This is a genomic window from Acinetobacter pullicarnis (assembly GCF_006352475.1).
GTDB classification, from domain to species: Bacteria; Pseudomonadota; Gammaproteobacteria; order Pseudomonadales; family Moraxellaceae; genus Acinetobacter; species Acinetobacter pullicarnis.
Genome location: NZ_VCMZ01000001.1, coordinates 3,388,685 through 3,404,040, shown reverse-complemented (window position 1 = coordinate 3,404,040; position 15,356 = coordinate 3,388,685). Strand labels below are relative to the sequence as shown.

Genomic DNA, 15,356 nt, shown 5'->3' with positions numbered 1-15,356 from the left:
TGAGGTAGCAATAATGACGCGTACTGCAAACGAGTTTCTAACACCGCAAGCGATTAAGGTCGAAGCGGCAAGCGGGACCTCGGCAAAAGTGATTCTGGAACCTTTAGAGCGTGGTTTTGGCCATACTCTAGGGAATGCTTTACGTCGTATCCTACTGTCTTCTTTACCTGGCGCTGCTGTGGTTGAAGTTGAAATAGAAGGTGTCGAACACGAGTACAGTACTTTAGAAGGCTTGCAGCAGGACATCGTCGAGCTCTTGCTGAACCTTAAAGGGTTGTCTATTAAACTGTTCGATCAAAACGAAGCATATTTAACATTAGAAAAACAAGGTCCTGGCGATGTTACTGCTGCAGACCTTCGTTTACCTCATAATGTTGAAGTGGTTAACCCTGAGCATTTGATTGGCACACTCAGTGCCTCTGGTTCATTGAAAATGCGCCTGAAAGTTGCTCAAGGCCGTGGTTATGAAACATCTGATTCACGTTTCCCAGAAGGCGAAACTCGCCCAGTGGGTCGTTTACAGTTAGATGCTTCTTATAGCCCGATCCAACGTGTGTCTTATACCGTAGAAAATGCGCGTGTAGAACAACGTACGGACCTTGATAAACTTGTCATTGATCTTGGTACTAACGGCACTGTAGATCCTGAAGAAGCAATCCGTAAAGCGGCAACAATCTTGCAACAACAAATTGCAATCTTTGTTGATCTTCAGAAAGATCAAGCGCCTGTGGCTCAAGAACCTCGTGAAGAAGTTGACCCAATCTTGCTTCGTCCAGTGGATGATCTAGAGCTAACTGTTCGTTCTGCTAACTGTTTGAAAGCAGAAAATATTTACTACATCGGAGATCTAGTACAACGTACTGAAGTTGAGCTATTAAAAACGCCTAACTTAGGTAAAAAATCGTTGACTGAAATCAAAGATGTTCTGGCTTCAAAAGGCTTACAACTCGGCATGCGTTTAGAGAACTGGCCACCGGCTAGCCTCCGTATGGACGATCGTTTCGCCTATCGTAGCCGTTAATTAAGTAGGACTATCACCATGCGTCATCGTAATAGTGGTGTGAAATTAGGCCGTACCAGTAGTCATCGTAAAGCGATGTTCCAAAACATGGCTAATTCTTTATTTGAGCATGAGTTGATCAAAACAACTGTGCCTAAAGCTAAAGAATTACGTCGTGTTGCTGAGCCTTTAATCACGCTAGCTAAAAACGATACTGTAGCAAACCGTCGTTTAGCGTTTGCTCGTACTCGTTCAGCTGTTATTGTCGGTAAACTATTTACCGTATTAGGCCCTCGTTACAAAGAACGTAATGGCGGTTATCTACGTGTGCTTAAAGCGGGCTTCCGTGCAGGTGATGCTGCACCAATGGCTTATGTTGAGCTTGTAGATCGCGAAGTGAAAACTTCAGCAGAATAATTTTATATTATTCGTGAAAAAGGCCAGTTGAAACACTGGCCTTTTTTTATGCCTGAAATTTGTTGCTTTCTCAATCATCAATCTCGACTGGCATAATAATCCTCTGTTTCTATTAACTTGACATTGCTGATTGTCAAAATTGTGTTTTAATAAGCTATCTCAAATACAGGCCATAAAAATAATATGGAAAAGCATGTTGATCTTCTTATCGTTGGTGCAGGGCTGTCTGGTATCGGGTTAGCAGCACATCTTTCAAAAAAATCTCCTAAGCGTTCATTTGAGATCATTGAGCGGCGGCAAAGCTTTGGCGGCACTTGGGATTTGTTTCAGTATCCGGGGATTCGTTCTGATTCAGATATGTCAACATTTGGCTTCGACTTTAAGCCTTGGACAAAGTCCAGTGTGTTGGCAGATGGTGCGGCTATCAAAAACTATTTGAGTGAAGTTGTTGATGAATTCGATTTAAAAAATAAAATTCATTTTAATCATCGTGTTCTTTCAGCAAATTATAATTCTGAGAGCAAGAAATGGCAGGTCGAAATTGAAGATGCTGCGCAGAATAAACAAACCTGGATCGCAAATTTTATATTTGGCTGCACAGGTTACTATAACTATGATCAAGGCTTTCAGCCTGATTTCCCGAATCAAGATCAGTTTAAAGGACCATTGGTTTATCCGCAGCATTGGCCTACAGATTTAGATTATCTCGGCAAAAAAATTGTGATTATTGGCAGTGGTGCAACTGCGATTACATTGGTGCCTGCTTTGGTCAAGGGCGGTGCTGAGCATGTCACCATGTTACAACGCTCACCGACTTACATTGCTTCGGTCCCTGCGACTGATTTTGTTTATAAGAAGATGCGTCAGTTTTTACCCGAGGCATTGGCCTACAAAATTGCGCGCACGCGTAATATTGTGATGCAACGTGGTGTCTATGTGCTGGCACAAAAGCATCCTCAACTGTTGCGACGTGTGTTATTACGCTCAGTTGCTTCACAGCTCAACGCGAAAGTGGATATGAAACACTTTACACCGCGTTATGCACCATGGGATCAGCGACTCTGTGTAGTCCCAGACGCTGATTTGTTTCAGGTGTTGGGCTCAGGGCATGCAAGCGTTGAAACGGATCAGATTGAGGCATTTACGGAGACGGGTATCCAACTTAAATCTGGGCAGCATTTGTCAGCTGATATTATTGTTTCTGCAACAGGACTACAGATTCAAATCTTGGGTGGAATACAGGTCAGCATTGATGGTCAAGCGCTGAACACCTCAGAACATATGTTATATCAAGGTGTGATGGTGAGTGATGTGCCCAATATGGCAATGATTATTGGCTACATCAATGCCTCTTGGACACTAAAGGTTGATATTGCAGCAAATTATATTTGTCGTCTGCTTAATTATATGGATCAGCATCATTTGGATGAGGTCATCGCACAGGGCGACCCGAGTCAGTTACTCGAAGATACTGTGATGGGGAGTTTAAGTGCTGGCTATATCGCACGTGCTGCTGATGTAATGCCAAAACAAGGGCGGAATGCACCTTGGCGAGTCAGCAATAATTATTTTGCAGATCGTAAAGCACTAAAAAATGCTAAGTTTGATGATCAGGTGCTCAGATTTAAACTGCGCTAAATTCCGAAAAGCGGATGAAATCAGCGACCAATCTTAAAATCAATCTTTTATAAGCGGTTGCGTATCCTTGTTTTAAGTGAATTATGGTGAATGCACTCTTTCGCAATTTTAGTTAAATTGTCGGCTGTTTAGTGTATTGAGGGCGGATTCAGTTAAACTATCCATTCGATTCAACGCCAGATTCGGTGAATTCACTGAATCTTTTTTTGTTTTAGGGAAATTGAAATGTCAGAGAATCAGAGTTTAGAAGAACGCAAAGTGATTTACCGTGCTCGACGTGGTTTAAAAGAGATTGATGTTTATTTTGATCCCTATGTGAAGCAGTATTATTTGCAAGCGGATGCGCATGAGAAAGCATTATTTGCTGAACTGGTTGAACAAGAAGATCCAGACTTACTGGATTGGTTTATGGAAGTGACTGAACCACCACGCCCAGAGCTGAAAGATTTGATTGCTAAACTCAAAGATTATGTCCATTCAGCCTAATTCAGCTGCTGCGATTCATTTGGTTTATACGCTGAAACCCAGTCGATCGATACTGGTGTTTCAGTTGTGTAGTTTATTCATTCTCCTAATGATCTTTTATCAAATTTTAAGTTTTGCTGAATTACTGCTTTTATTGCTACTGGCGCTGACCAGTTTTTTCTTTTTTCTAAAACAAGATCATATTCGGACACTGGCTGTGCTTGATGCACAAGACTGGACGATTCAATATGCCCATTCCAAAACTAAACACCGCGTACAAATTAAAAAAATCATCGACCAATATTTTTATGTGGTGGTTTATTTTGAAGCACGTTCAATCAAACCGCTGCTTATTTGGGGTGACCAACTCCCTAAAAGTGTATGGAAAAGTATTAGGATTCACTCAAAACTACAATAATGAGTTATAAGACACAATTATGTAACATTGAAAAAGATGTTAAATAATGAATACTTGTCTTTATATTGATGTTTTGTTTAAAAAATAGTTAGACATTGTTGAAAAAAACCACTAAATTAGCTTTGTTATCGAATAACTATACAGATGTCTTGTTATTTCAATAACCCGATTATGTTGTTGTAAAGATTGAGTGATCAAAACCAATTAATCCCACTGTGGATTTACCCTTTAATAAGTAGCATGTGCAGAACCGTCGCAATGCTGCTTTTTTTTGCCCAAAATTTAGTGGAAAAGATATTTTAGGTCAATTAAACAACCCTACTTATATGACAAACTGACAGGACTTGGAGAACGCTTTTTTTGTTCGAATCTAAGGTTTGATCGGTTTTATCGTAAAGGAATAATCACAATTATATAGGGATAGAAGCATGTATAAAAAACATAAAAAAATTCAACTCACCTGCATCACACTTCTGATTACAACGGTTTTATCTGGCTGTTCTATGGCAATAAAACATGGTGCAGAAACGGGTCTCGGTTTTACAGAAAAGCATATCTTGCCCCCCATTTTAACCATGAGTGATGTGGATATGGTGTGTAATAGCAGTAATGCATTAGCACCGATGATTATGTCGACCAAAGCGATGGGGGCAGATCCTGCTCGTATGGCAGTGATGCTTTATGCATCAGCAGGGATGTGTGCTGAAAGTCAGGCGATGAATGCTGAGTTACGTTATTTACGTGCATCCAAAGTTGGTCAAGTGGCAGAGGCACAGGATGCGCGAATTGAGCAGAAACGCTGGGCAGCGATTGCAGCAGAACGTCAATACACAGGTTATCAACTATTTGCTGAACATTGGGAGCGGAAATACAAGTATAAATTAGGTGAGGAGTGTCTAAACTTCCAAAAAGATACAGATCAATCTGTGTATTTATTGGCGATGATCAGTGGCTTACAGTCGATGACCAATGATATTAACTCAGGCGGGCAGGCCAATGTCCCGAAAGATATTGCTGCCAAGGTTGAGCGCGGGATGCGTTGTTTAGACAATACAACCTATTGGGGAGTTCCACGGGCAACGCGGGCGGTGATTTGGACCTTATTGCCTGGTTCTGGGGATGGTAAACCAGACCCATTTCTAACATTGCAAGAGTCGATGCAAATTGGGGAGCAAAAAGGGGTACGTTTATCGCATGCCTTAAATGCTGTGGCGGCACAGGCCAATGGGGATGATAGCAAAATTCGTAATGCATTACGTGCCTATGCATCATCTCGCGGAGAAGGGAAAAAGGTTGATCCCAATTATCGTTTATTTGATCAGATGGCAGGGCAAATGATTCAAAGCATTGCAGACCGCTACTGGACTGAACATACCGGAAAACGTGCAGGAGAGGAGGGAATGAGTCATTTCTGGGATGATCAAAAAATGGCTGCAGACGATACGCTATTTAGCAAAGCACCCGCAGAATAGCTTTAATAAAATTACAGAGAAAATAAAATATAATCTGTATCTTTATGAATATTAGAAAAGTTTTTAAGTGCTGAAGGCGTCGCTATACACCTTCAGTAAGCGGCTCGAAGGGGTGAAAAAATGAAAGAACAGGAATTACGACGAAGAATGATTTTAGTTGGCGCTGTAATGTTAATTGCTGCGTTTCTACAAATTTTCCAGCCCTACTTTATTTATTGGAAACCTGAATTCTTTAACCAACCTTGGCGTTGGTGGACTGCACATTGGGTTCATGTCGGATGGATTCACTATCTATTGAATATGTTGGCTTTTATATTCTTACCTTTTATTTTTCCACACCTACAAAATCGTTTTTTATTGATCATGATGTTGTGTTTACCACCATTAATGAGTTTTAGTTTTTATTATTTCTATCCAGATATTGAAGTCTATGCAGGCTTATCAGGATTAATGCACGGTTTATATGCAGCGGTTGCTTTGTTTTTTTTACAGTTTAATCAAGAACGTAAATTTGCTTTATTGGTATTGGGCTTGGTTTGGGCCAAAATCATTTGGGAAAATACCATGGGTTCATTGGAAACAGCTGAATTGATCGGTAGCCCTGTTTTGGTCGAGGCACATTTTGTTGGTGCAATTTGGGGCAGTTTGTTGGCGATTCTTTGGTTGATATTTATACAGTTGCAGCAACACCGTGCTGCAAAGTAAATGCAAACCATGAGCATCTCGTCATTTCGCTTGAAATAAAAGCCAAGACAATTGAAATGTTCAGATAACGGCAGGCGCTGCGCTGCATTTTTTGCAATTATTTACGCTTTGAAGATGATTTGAATTGTTGCCGCGGTTGCGACGCGAGCATGTGCATGAAAAGAATAGAGAAAATAAAAATTGGTGTGAAATGTGTTGAGTCAAATAACACAGCATTGGTGTAATCAAAAGAAATCAATCAGGTAACGGATTTTACCTCAATACAAGAACTGTGAAATAGATAGCCCAAGTTCTGGACTATGATAAAAAATGGACAAAGCATGCACGAAGCAAAAAATAATAGATCAGGATTTGGTCTACTCAGTTATCTCTGGAATGAATGGTTTTCAACCTTTTTTATACTCTTACTGCTCTTGCTGACCTTGATTATTGGAACGGGTGAGTTGATTCATGGTGAGTTGTTACGTACAGGTGAGCGCCTGTATGGCGACCCAAGTACAGGGATGCAATATTCTTTTTTAAGGGCAGAACCTGAGCAACCACAATGTGAGCGTTATCCCAATATAGATGCTTTGGTTCAGCAGCAAATGCAGACCAATGCCAAAGATGATTCTGCCGACTTTTTTGGCACGGCCTCAACCGCTGAGGTGCGTCAATCGGTGTTGGCGGCACAGCAACAATGCGAAGAAAAATATGCTTTCTATGACAAGAGTAAGCAGTATTTAGATGCGCATAGTACGCTTCGGAGCTTTCGAGATTTTGAAATCGGTTTGTTTGGGTTATTTAAATATGGCACCGATAATCGGATCTTGCTGCTGTTGATGATGGTGGTGGTTTCCGCGATTACGGCCTCGGTCAATATGCACCATATTAGTTTAAGAGCACCGAAAACCAAGATGGATTTTCGGATTTATAATTTGGTGATGGTGCTGGGTAATGGCTTACTTAGTTTTTCAGTTGTGAGTCAGTATCAATCCGTTCTCGACTCTGGGGTGGCGATCAATCTGGAAACCCGTGGAATTTATTATTTATGGATTCTGCTGTTCTTTAGTTTGACTCTGATCAGTGCGGTACAGTTGTTTCGAATCCCCAAAACGGCCATCGAAGGCGGGAAAATTGGGCTGGCTTTTTTAAGCGTGCCGTTATTTGCATTTATGGCGACATTGACTGGAATTGCCTTTATCTTTTTCATGGATTATCCAATGGGGCAGGGGATTTATCTGGGACAGATGATTGAGTTCTCAGGCATTTTCCTAAATCTAGCCTTGTTTATTTGGGCAGGAATGTTGCTCACCCAAACGCGCATTATGGATGTCTTTTTGGCAATTTTACGGCCATGGAATCTTGCCCCCGAAACCTTGACCTGTTTGATTTTAATTGCGGCAGCCATCCCAACAGCCTATACCGGTGCCTCAGGTATTTTCGTGATTGCAGCGGGTGCGATTATCTATCGAGAAGTTTGGAATGCCGGGGCACGTCGTCAATATGCATTGGCGGTTTCAGCCATGTCAGGCTCCTTGGGTGTGGTATTAAGACCTTGTTTGTTAATCATTTTGATTTCGATGTTGGACAGCAAACATGTGACTTCTGATGAACTTTTTAATCATGGTTTTTGGGTATTTTGGTTGACTGCGATTATCTTTTTTGCGGTCTCACTGTTTTTGGCTGAAGACAAGTTTCGGATTAACTCACCCAAAGTTGCTGTGCCAGGGATGTTACGTGCCTTGATCCCGGTCATTCCTTATGTGTTGATTGTCGCCTTGGTGATCGCCTTTTATGCCTATGGTTTAGATACCCAAATGGATGAATTTACTGCACCGGTGATTTTGCCATTTATGCTGCTTGGTATTATTTTCTTTGATAAAAAATGGGGGGATCGACTGCCAATCAACAGCATACAAAGTAATCTAGAGCAAGAACATGAACAGAAATCAGTATTCTTGCGCGAATATGGGCATCGGGCTGAGCAGCAACGTGGTTTTGGTCGTGCAATCCGTTTCGCGACTGCAGAGAGTGTTGGACATATCGGGGCACTCATTATTTTGATGGCCTTATCCGCCAGTATGGGGGGCTTGATTGAGCGCGCTGAAGTCGTGAGCTTACTGCCGACACATTTGGGCAGTGTACTGATTACGCTGGGCTTTATGGCAATGCTTTTGGCCATGATTGGAATGTGTACCGATCCCTTTGGTGCAGTGCTGTTGGTGGCTGCCAGTATTGCGCCAGTGGCTTATGAAAATGGCATTCATCCAATTCATTTCTGGATGGTGGTGTTGGTTGCCTTTGAATTTGGCTATGTGACACCACCTGTGGCGTTGAATCATCTACTGACACGTTTGTCGGTGGGAGATGATGAGATCATTGCAGCCGATGACGAAGCTAAGCAAAAGTACAGCAGTTTTTACTATCGCTACGAACGCTGGATTTTACCGATGATGGTGCTGTTTTCGTCCTTGATGTTGGTGACTTATATGCCGTATTTGTTCAATTTATTTGATTGGTATCCAAATAAGTAAAGTAGTTGAGCCATTTCTCTCTACGCGATTTACAGCTTAGGGAGAAGTCTGCAGATGTTGATTGATTGCAATGCATAAAAGGAGATCTTGAAGAATGATGGGATGAAATGACCGATTATTTAAACGTAATACAAAAATATGGATGAACGATTTAGCGTTTGCTTTACATCTTTAAATGATGAGTTTAAGGCGAATATCTAAGAACAAATGACATTACATTAGGAATACTATGAATAATTATTTACTTTTTATTTCTTTAATTGGCTCACTGTTTATTAGTGGATGTACTTCAACGCCAACGTGGCAGAAGCAAGGTATGTCACACTATGAAACGCAGAACACCTTTGCTAAATGTCGGTATGATATCGGTCTCGCAAAAGTTAATCCAAATGATAAACTAGATTTACTTGGTGAATGCATGCTATCAAACGGATACCGACTTTATTAAGCAGTCTCAGATCAACTAAAATTGTAGCCAACATGCCACAGTATATTGTTCTATATGCGTGTGGCACGAAGCATAATCTATGCTAGAAAATAATCGCTTCGGATGGTAATAATTAGTCAAGTGCTTAAAATAACTTGATATTTAATTACCGGATTTAGATCTCCAGTGTATCAGCCTACTTTTGATAATGCTGACTTAGAAAATCACCCACAGACGCAATGATCTGCTTTTTCCAGTGCGTCGTAGAGCTGCGATACAGCATAAACAGACCACCTACCGCTTTCTCATCATTTAATGCCAATTGATAAATATCGGATTGCTCTGCCATGGATTCAAACCATGGGCGTGGCACCACCGCGATCAGGGGTGCAGCCTTGATTGCTGGAATAATTTGACTGTAATCATTGCAGCTAAATCCAATGGTTCGATCCAAGCCGAGTCGTCTGAGTTGGCGATCCAGCTCATTTTCATTTTGAGGCCAAGGATGGCAGTAGATATGTTTAAACGCTGTGAGTTGTTCAAGGGGTAATCCTGGTTGAGATGCCAGTTGCGATTTTAGCGGGTCACCATATAAAACAATCAATTGAGTGTTGCCAACATGGGTATAGCGCAGTGCAGAGATCGGATTTTGATAATCACCCACTGCGAGTACCAAATCGACTTGACCTTGTAGCACTTCGTCACGCCAAGAGCGTCGTTCAAAGGTGACACAGTTGAGTTTGGTTTTATTTAATTCCGCAAGCTGAGCCAATGCCGGCGTTAATAATACATTCAGTGCTGGTGGAATCACGATATTAAAAATACGTTCAACATTTTCAATATTACGAAATAAGTCTTCATTTAAAGAGGTGAATAATGGCGTTAATTTCTCTTTGAGGGTTCGTGCATAGGGCGTGGCAACTTGCAGATTATTCTCTCGTCTAAAGAGAGGGTCATCCAAAACACCGCGCAGTCGATTCAGGGCATGACTGACAGCAGAGGGTGAGATCTGGAGTTTGAGTGCAGTCTCTTTGGTGGAGCCCGTTTGCAACAGCACATAAAGCACTTTTAATAAATTTAAATCTAATTGAAGAATGTTCAATCTGTGCCAACCAAAGTGAGCTAAATTCAACAGCTTTATACTATCATCCTGATGAAATTTCAATCTTAAGTCAGTGTTATGAATAGAGTTAGTTGGTTGATTTTAGCCGCCATTTGGGCGCCAATCACCTCAGCAAAATTAGATCCACAGCAAGCATTGTCCCATGCACCACCAATGGCTATTTTCGAGGCGTGGGCCAAACCGATTGAACCCTTTCAAATGGCACTACAGGTTTGGTATGTCGGCACTGAAAATCTCAGTTCGATTTTGATTACCACGCCAGAAGGACATCTACTGATTGATGCTGGTCTGGATCAAAGTGCAGAATTGATAAAATCGAATATTGAGCGACTCGGTTTTAAGGTTGGGGATATTCAATATCTATTGAACAGTCATGCGCGCTTAGATCAAGCAGGTGGCTTAGCCAAGATGAAAGCGTGGAGTGGCGCGCGTTTAATTACCAGTCGAGAAAATGCCAAACAATTGGCTTTGGGGGGAGCAGAAGATTTTGCATTGGGCGATGCATTATTATTTCCGCCTGTGATTGTTGATCGGGAAATACGTAATCGTGAGCGCTTCTATTTGGGTGGTGTGGAGATTACGGCACTTCTGACACCGGGGCATTTACCCGGTGCCACCTCATGGAAGATTAAACTGAGCAACAAGGATGTTTTAATCTACGCAGATAGTTTGGCGACGCCAGATTATTATTTAATTAACAATAAAAACTATCCCACGATTGTGGATGATCTGAATAATAGTTTTGCAGTTTTATCTGAACAGAAGGTGGATATTTTTATTGCCAGCAAAGGCGAACGCTTTAATTTAAAGGACAAGATCAATCAATATAAAAAAGGTGATCAACGCGCCTTCTATGATCGTGAGGGATTAGCGCGTTATGTCGATCTATCTAAAGCCGCATTGAACAAGCAGTTGGAAGCTCAAACAACCAAGTAGTAATCACTTAACCCACCTCTCGACCCGCTACGTGAATAAAAACTATAACCAAGCCTATTTTGGTGTCACAGAAAGTCAGGCAGCCCAAACCAATTTTACAGCGTATTCACCCGGTGGTGGTTTTAAGGATGTTGGGGCATTGCTTGGGGTGCATTATAAATTAAGCAAAAAGTTATTTTTAGGTGCAAAAGGCGGTGGTTATTATTTGTTGGGTGATGCCGTAGATAGCTCAATCGTAAAACAGAAATATGGGCTGATCGCGGTGACTGGATTGCTTTATAAATTTTAAAACGACTGATTTAAAGGTCACTGATCTAAAGTTGAGAACAGCATGAAAAGTTATTTATTCTTTATTCCAATTGTTGCAGCATTATTTGGTAGTGGATGTGTTGTCGGTCCAAGCTGGTATAAACAAGGGATTTCTTATGATGATACGGAAAACATTTTAGCCAAATGTAAATATGATATTGGCCTCGCCAAAGTGAATGCCAATGAAAAACCCGAATTAATCGCAGACTGTATGAAGTCGCAGGGTTATCGTTTCCGTAATTATTCACAGCCTCGTTAAACAGTATTATTTGCACGATCACCTAAACCCGTATTACTCGGTATAAAAGTAATGCATGTTTAGGTGATTGAATTTTGAAATCAGTCTACTGTTTTGCTAAACGATTTTGTAGCAAAGGACTACACAGTACAATTGCCAGAATAATAAAGCCAAAACCAATGATGCTGTAATGATCTGGGGTTTCTTGCCAAAATAAATAGCCCCACGTACCTGCAAAGATAATCGCACTATAATTGACGGGCCCAATTTGCCCAGCCGGTGCCATTTTATAGGCATAAGACATAAACATCTGACTGATACTCGCCAAAATGCCTGCTGCAGCTAACAATCCAATTTCATGCAAAGTATAGGGGCGCCATAGCCAGAACATCGGAATTGCAGAAACCAAACTACCAATCACACAGAAATAAAATACGATGCGTTCAGGTGGTTCGGTATGGGTGAGCGCCCGCACGGTGACATAGGCCATTGCTGCTAAAAAACTGGCACTTAAACCAATCGCAGAAATAGAGTTAAAAAAACCATCATCTGGCTTAGCCACAAAGACCACACCAATCAAACCAATTGCAGCGGCAAGCAGCATCGGCTTGGTGATTTTTTCTTTTAAGAACAACCATGCAATCAATGGAATAAAAATAGGTGATGAATAGGTGAACACCATGGCGTTGGAAAGTTTGAGGTGTGCAATGGCATAGAAAAAGCCATACATCGCTGCTAGACCCGCAATTGAACGCCAAGTATGCATCCATAATTTTTCAGTTTTAAAATGCGACAGCCCTTTGTTAAATACCAAAGGTAGAAAAATCAGCAGGCCAAAAATATTACGGAAAAATACCACACTGGCATTGTCTACCGTGTGTGAGGCATAGCGTACGCAAACGCCCATAATCGAAAATAAAAAGGCGGAAAGCATTAAAAATCCAATCGCCTTCAGTAGAGGCGGATTGGATGAGGTGTTTGGCATAATGGTCAACTTTGCGTTATTCCAGTGCAGTTTATCAAAGTTGAGCAAAGTTTAAGCCTGTTGAGTCTGATCTTGTGTGACATCACTATGAATATACGGAATGAGACTATTCGCTAAAGCTTGAATCGATGCACGCGCAATATCATTATCAATCGCAACGCCCCAAGTGGTTTGCCCTGTTTGACTACGGATTTGGACATAGCAAATTGAGCGGCTATGGCTGGCTTGACCCAAAGTATGTTCTTTATACTCAATGATCTGTGCTGTTTCACTGCATAGATCCAACAAGGCATTTAAACTGGCTGAAAGTATGCCATTGCCTGTGCCAATGCTATGGGTTGCCTGTTCGCCGTGTGCAAGCTGCAATTGAATCTGGGTTTCATCAGGACGCTGCTGTTGCACCTGATAAGAAACCAAGTTGAGTTGGGTCTGACTGATGCCGTAATGCGCACAAAATACTTTCCAAATCTGACTTTGGCTTAACTCTTGACTGCTGGCATCGGATATTTTTTGAATCACTTGGCTAAAGTCACGCTGTAATGCAGGCGGAAGCTCAATACCGTGATTTTGCTGTAAAATCCAAGCGGCACCACTTTTTCCCGATTGACTATTGACCCGAATCACCGCTTCATAACTGCATCCGATATCTGAAGGGTCAATGGGCAAATAGGGCACCTCCCAGCGTGAATGGCTTTGCGTTTTACGTAATTCAAAGCCTTTTTTAATTGCATCTTGATGACTCCCGGAAAAAGCCGTGAACACCAATTCACCCGCATAGGGATGACGAGGATGCACTGGAAGCTCATTGCATTCAGTGACGACATTCACCACATGGCGAATTTGACTAAAATCAAGTGCTGGCGCAATGCCTTGGCTATACATGTTTAAGGCTAAATTGACCAAATCGACATTACCAGTACGTTCACCATTGCCAAATAAACAGCCCTCAATCCGATCTGCACCCGCCAATAATGCCAATTCAGCCGTTGCCACGCCTGTGCCGCGATCATTGTGTGGATGCACGCTAATACAGACCGCTTGACGCTGTGAGAAATGCCGACAGAACCACTCAATTTGATCGGCAAAGACATTGGGGGTACTGACTTCAACCGTGGTAGGTAAATTGATAATCATGGGGCGGGCAGCACAAGGTTCCCAAACCGCAGCTACTGCCTCACAAACCTCTAATGCAAATTCTGCTTCAGTAAAACAAAAGGTTTCAGGTGAATATTCAAAGGTCCATTGGGTTTCTGGATGCTGTGCGCAAAGTTCTCGAATTTGCCGTATTGCTGTGACTGCAAGTTCAATCACTTGTGATTGGGTCATTTTAAACACCAAACGACGGAACACTTCAGCCGTGGCATTATATAAATGAATGGTGGCTTGTTTGGCACCGCGTAAAGACTCAAAGGTTCTGGTGATTAAGTCGGAGCGTGCTTGGGTAATCACTTGAATATTTACGTCATCTGGAATGTGATTTTGCTCAATTAAAAAGCGCACAAAATCAAAATCAGTTTGTGACGCAGATGGAAAGGCGACTTCAATTTCTTTAAAGCCACAACTGACCAACAATTGGTAAAACTTAAACTTACGCGCATGATTCATTGGGTTGGCCAAGGATTGATTGCCATCACGTAAATCTGTGGATGACCAACGCGGGGCATGCTCAATTTTACGATTGGGCCAAGTCCGATCTGGTAATTCAATGGCATTGAATCTTTGATATTTTTCGATAGGGTTCGCCAACATGATCCTCTCCAATAGGGTTGCTTGCGTTGATTATTGGGATTTTTCGGGCGAACTGCTCACGCATAGCTGACAATTGCTATTGCGAAAAGGACAATCAACAGGGGGGGGAGGTGTGAGAGAAAACTCAGCTGACGTGCCTCTTAGTCTATTGAGTTCACTTCAAATTGAGCAATATATTCACTGGGTGTCATGGCTGTTTCGCGCTTAAACATGGCACTAAAGGCACTGGGACTGTCATAGCCTAAGTCCAGTGCAATGGTTAGAATTGATTTATGCAGGGCCAAATCGGTCATGGCTTGCATCAATTTGGCTTGGCGAATCCATTGTGCGAAATTCATTGCGGTTTCTTTTTGGAAATAGCGCGCCAAAGTCTTACTGCTCATATGTAGTTGATCTGCCGCTTGTTCCAGTGGCCAAGTTTCACTTAGGTTTTCACGGATTTGTTGGCAGAGTTGTACCAAAGCGGGTGTTTTCGGTTCGGGTAAGTTAAATGCCAAACTCGGCAGTAGACGGACTTCATCTAAAATCAGTTCTAATAAACGCTCATCTCGGCTATGTGGTTGTATTTCAGTTTGAATCTGTAGTGCGGCACTCATTAGCTCACGCAGTAATGGGGAAATACTCACCACCAAACATTCATTGGCCAGATCAGCACGGCTATAAGTATCGATAAATACCCCACGTGCTTTCACCTGACCATGGATCAGTAAGGCATGTGGTTTTCCTGCTGGAATCCAGAGTCCACGACCTGGTGGGCTAATCCAAATGCCTTCTTCAGTTTGAATCCGAATCACCCCTGAAAGGGTATGAATCAGTTGAATACGTTCATGGCTGTGCCATGCTTCAATGTGACCATGCGCATAGTTTTGTGAGAAGGCAAAAATTGGATAATCTAAATAGCCGTGATTAAAGTCGGTGCCCATTGCTTACCTCAAAACACTTAAAAAGCATCATCTGT

14 protein-coding genes and 1 pseudogene are annotated in these 15,356 nt (G+C 41.9%); 11 read left to right on the top strand and 4 right to left on the bottom strand.

The features are described from left to right. The first annotated feature begins 13 nt into the window (after positions 1–13). From FD716_RS15190 to FD716_RS15155, 8 genes are all read left to right on the top strand, one after another. Entirely contained in the window at positions 14–1,021 is a 1,008-nt protein-coding gene (locus FD716_RS15190) for a DNA-directed RNA polymerase subunit alpha (RefSeq protein ID WP_139853103.1), read from the top strand. A gap of 18 nt (positions 1,022–1,039) precedes the next feature. Next, positions 1,040–1,417, top strand: coding sequence for a 50S ribosomal protein L17 (rplQ, locus tag FD716_RS15185; RefSeq protein WP_139853102.1), 378 nt, complete (start codon positions 1,040–1,042; stop codon positions 1,415–1,417). 183 nt (positions 1,418–1,600) lie between these two features. Then, complete coding sequence (locus tag FD716_RS15180; RefSeq protein ID WP_139853101.1) at positions 1,601–3,055, top strand: flavin-containing monooxygenase; 1,455 nt, start codon at positions 1,601–1,603, stop codon at positions 3,053–3,055. 225 nt (positions 3,056–3,280) lie between these two features. After that, positions 3,281–3,541: an FAD assembly factor SdhE gene (locus tag FD716_RS15175; protein ID WP_139853100.1), complete on the top strand. Its 261-nt coding sequence runs from the start codon at positions 3,281–3,283 to the stop codon at positions 3,539–3,541. Beyond that, positions 3,525–3,938 (top strand): hypothetical protein, encoded by a 414-nt coding sequence (locus FD716_RS15170; protein WP_139853099.1) that lies wholly within the window; start codon positions 3,525–3,527, stop codon positions 3,936–3,938. The genes FD716_RS15175 and FD716_RS15170 overlap by 17 nt, the downstream gene beginning before the upstream one ends. 428 nt (positions 3,939–4,366) lie before the next feature. Then, positions 4,367–5,410: a hypothetical protein gene (locus FD716_RS15165; RefSeq protein ID WP_139853098.1), complete on the top strand. Its 1,044-nt coding sequence runs from the start codon at positions 4,367–4,369 to the stop codon at positions 5,408–5,410. 120 nt (positions 5,411–5,530) lie between these two features. Then, positions 5,531–6,115 carry a rhombosortase gene (gene rrtA, locus FD716_RS15160; protein ID WP_139853097.1) on the top strand — a complete coding sequence of 195 codons (585 nt, stop codon included), beginning with the start codon at positions 5,531–5,533 and terminating at the stop codon, positions 6,113–6,115. Positions 6,116–6,435: 320 nt separating this feature from the next. Next, positions 6,436–8,631 (top strand): TRAP transporter large permease subunit, encoded by a 2,196-nt coding sequence (locus FD716_RS15155; protein ID WP_139853096.1) that lies wholly within the window; start codon positions 6,436–6,438, stop codon positions 8,629–8,631. A gap of 623 nt (positions 8,632–9,254) precedes the next feature. Here FD716_RS15155 and FD716_RS15150 read toward each other — a convergent pair. Then, the gene (locus tag FD716_RS15150; protein WP_139853095.1) at positions 9,255–10,160 is read right to left on the bottom strand and encodes a LysR family transcriptional regulator; all 906 of its coding nucleotides are present in this window, start codon (positions 10,158–10,160) and stop codon (positions 9,255–9,257) included. Between the two features lie 78 nt (positions 10,161–10,238). Between FD716_RS15150 and FD716_RS15145 the strand changes: the two genes are divergently transcribed. From FD716_RS15145 to FD716_RS15135, 3 genes and pseudogenes are all read left to right on the top strand, one after another. After that, positions 10,239–11,117, top strand: coding sequence for an HARLDQ motif MBL-fold protein (locus FD716_RS15145; protein ID WP_139853094.1), 879 nt, complete (start codon positions 10,239–10,241; stop codon positions 11,115–11,117). A gap of 28 nt (positions 11,118–11,145) precedes the next feature. Beyond that, positions 11,146–11,406 (top strand): annotated as a pseudogene (locus FD716_RS15140) (MipA/OmpV family protein); the annotation flags it as partial. A gap of 42 nt (positions 11,407–11,448) precedes the next feature. Then, complete coding sequence (locus FD716_RS15135; RefSeq protein WP_139853092.1) at positions 11,449–11,685, top strand: hypothetical protein; 237 nt, start codon at positions 11,449–11,451, stop codon at positions 11,683–11,685. Between the two features lie 85 nt (positions 11,686–11,770). Here the strand turns inward: FD716_RS15135 and FD716_RS15130 are convergent, their stop codons facing one another. From FD716_RS15130 to FD716_RS15120, 3 genes are all read right to left on the bottom strand, one after another. Beyond that, the gene (locus FD716_RS15130) at positions 11,771–12,649 is read right to left on the bottom strand and encodes a DMT family transporter (RefSeq protein ID WP_139853091.1); all 879 of its coding nucleotides are present in this window, start codon (positions 12,647–12,649) and stop codon (positions 11,771–11,773) included. Between the two features lie 51 nt (positions 12,650–12,700). Continuing rightward, entirely contained in the window at positions 12,701–14,398 is a 1,698-nt protein-coding gene (gene leuA / locus FD716_RS15125) for a 2-isopropylmalate synthase (protein WP_139853090.1), read from the bottom strand. 140 nt (positions 14,399–14,538) lie between these two features. Further along, entirely contained in the window at positions 14,539–15,321 is a 783-nt protein-coding gene (locus tag FD716_RS15120) for an AraC family transcriptional regulator (RefSeq protein ID WP_139853089.1), read from the bottom strand. Positions 15,322–15,356: the final 35 nt, after the last annotated feature.

Coding starts and splice junctions, on each gene's coding strand:
- FD716_RS15165 (WP_139853098.1), top strand. CDS start 4,367: ATGTATAAAAAACATAAAAAAATTCAACTCACCTGCATCACACTTCTG.
- leuA (WP_139853090.1), bottom strand. CDS start 14,398: ATGTTGGCGAACCCTATCGAAAAATATCAAAGATTCAATGCCATTGAA.
- FD716_RS15135 (WP_139853092.1), top strand. CDS start 11,449: ATGAAAAGTTATTTATTCTTTATTCCAATTGTTGCAGCATTATTTGGT.
- FD716_RS15155 (WP_139853096.1), top strand. CDS start 6,436: ATGCACGAAGCAAAAAATAATAGATCAGGATTTGGTCTACTCAGTTAT.
- rplQ (WP_139853102.1), top strand. CDS start 1,040: ATGCGTCATCGTAATAGTGGTGTGAAATTAGGCCGTACCAGTAGTCAT.
- FD716_RS15170 (WP_139853099.1), top strand. CDS start 3,525: ATGTCCATTCAGCCTAATTCAGCTGCTGCGATTCATTTGGTTTATACG.
- FD716_RS15180 (WP_139853101.1), top strand. CDS start 1,601: ATGGAAAAGCATGTTGATCTTCTTATCGTTGGTGCAGGGCTGTCTGGT.
- FD716_RS15130 (WP_139853091.1), bottom strand. CDS start 12,649: ATGCCAAACACCTCATCCAATCCGCCTCTACTGAAGGCGATTGGATTT.
- FD716_RS15190 (WP_139853103.1), top strand. CDS start 14: ATGACGCGTACTGCAAACGAGTTTCTAACACCGCAAGCGATTAAGGTC.
- rrtA (WP_139853097.1), top strand. CDS start 5,531: ATGAAAGAACAGGAATTACGACGAAGAATGATTTTAGTTGGCGCTGTA.
- FD716_RS15145 (WP_139853094.1), top strand. CDS start 10,239: ATGAATAGAGTTAGTTGGTTGATTTTAGCCGCCATTTGGGCGCCAATC.
- FD716_RS15175 (WP_139853100.1), top strand. CDS start 3,281: ATGTCAGAGAATCAGAGTTTAGAAGAACGCAAAGTGATTTACCGTGCT.
- FD716_RS15120 (WP_139853089.1), bottom strand. CDS start 15,321: ATGGGCACCGACTTTAATCACGGCTATTTAGATTATCCAATTTTTGCC.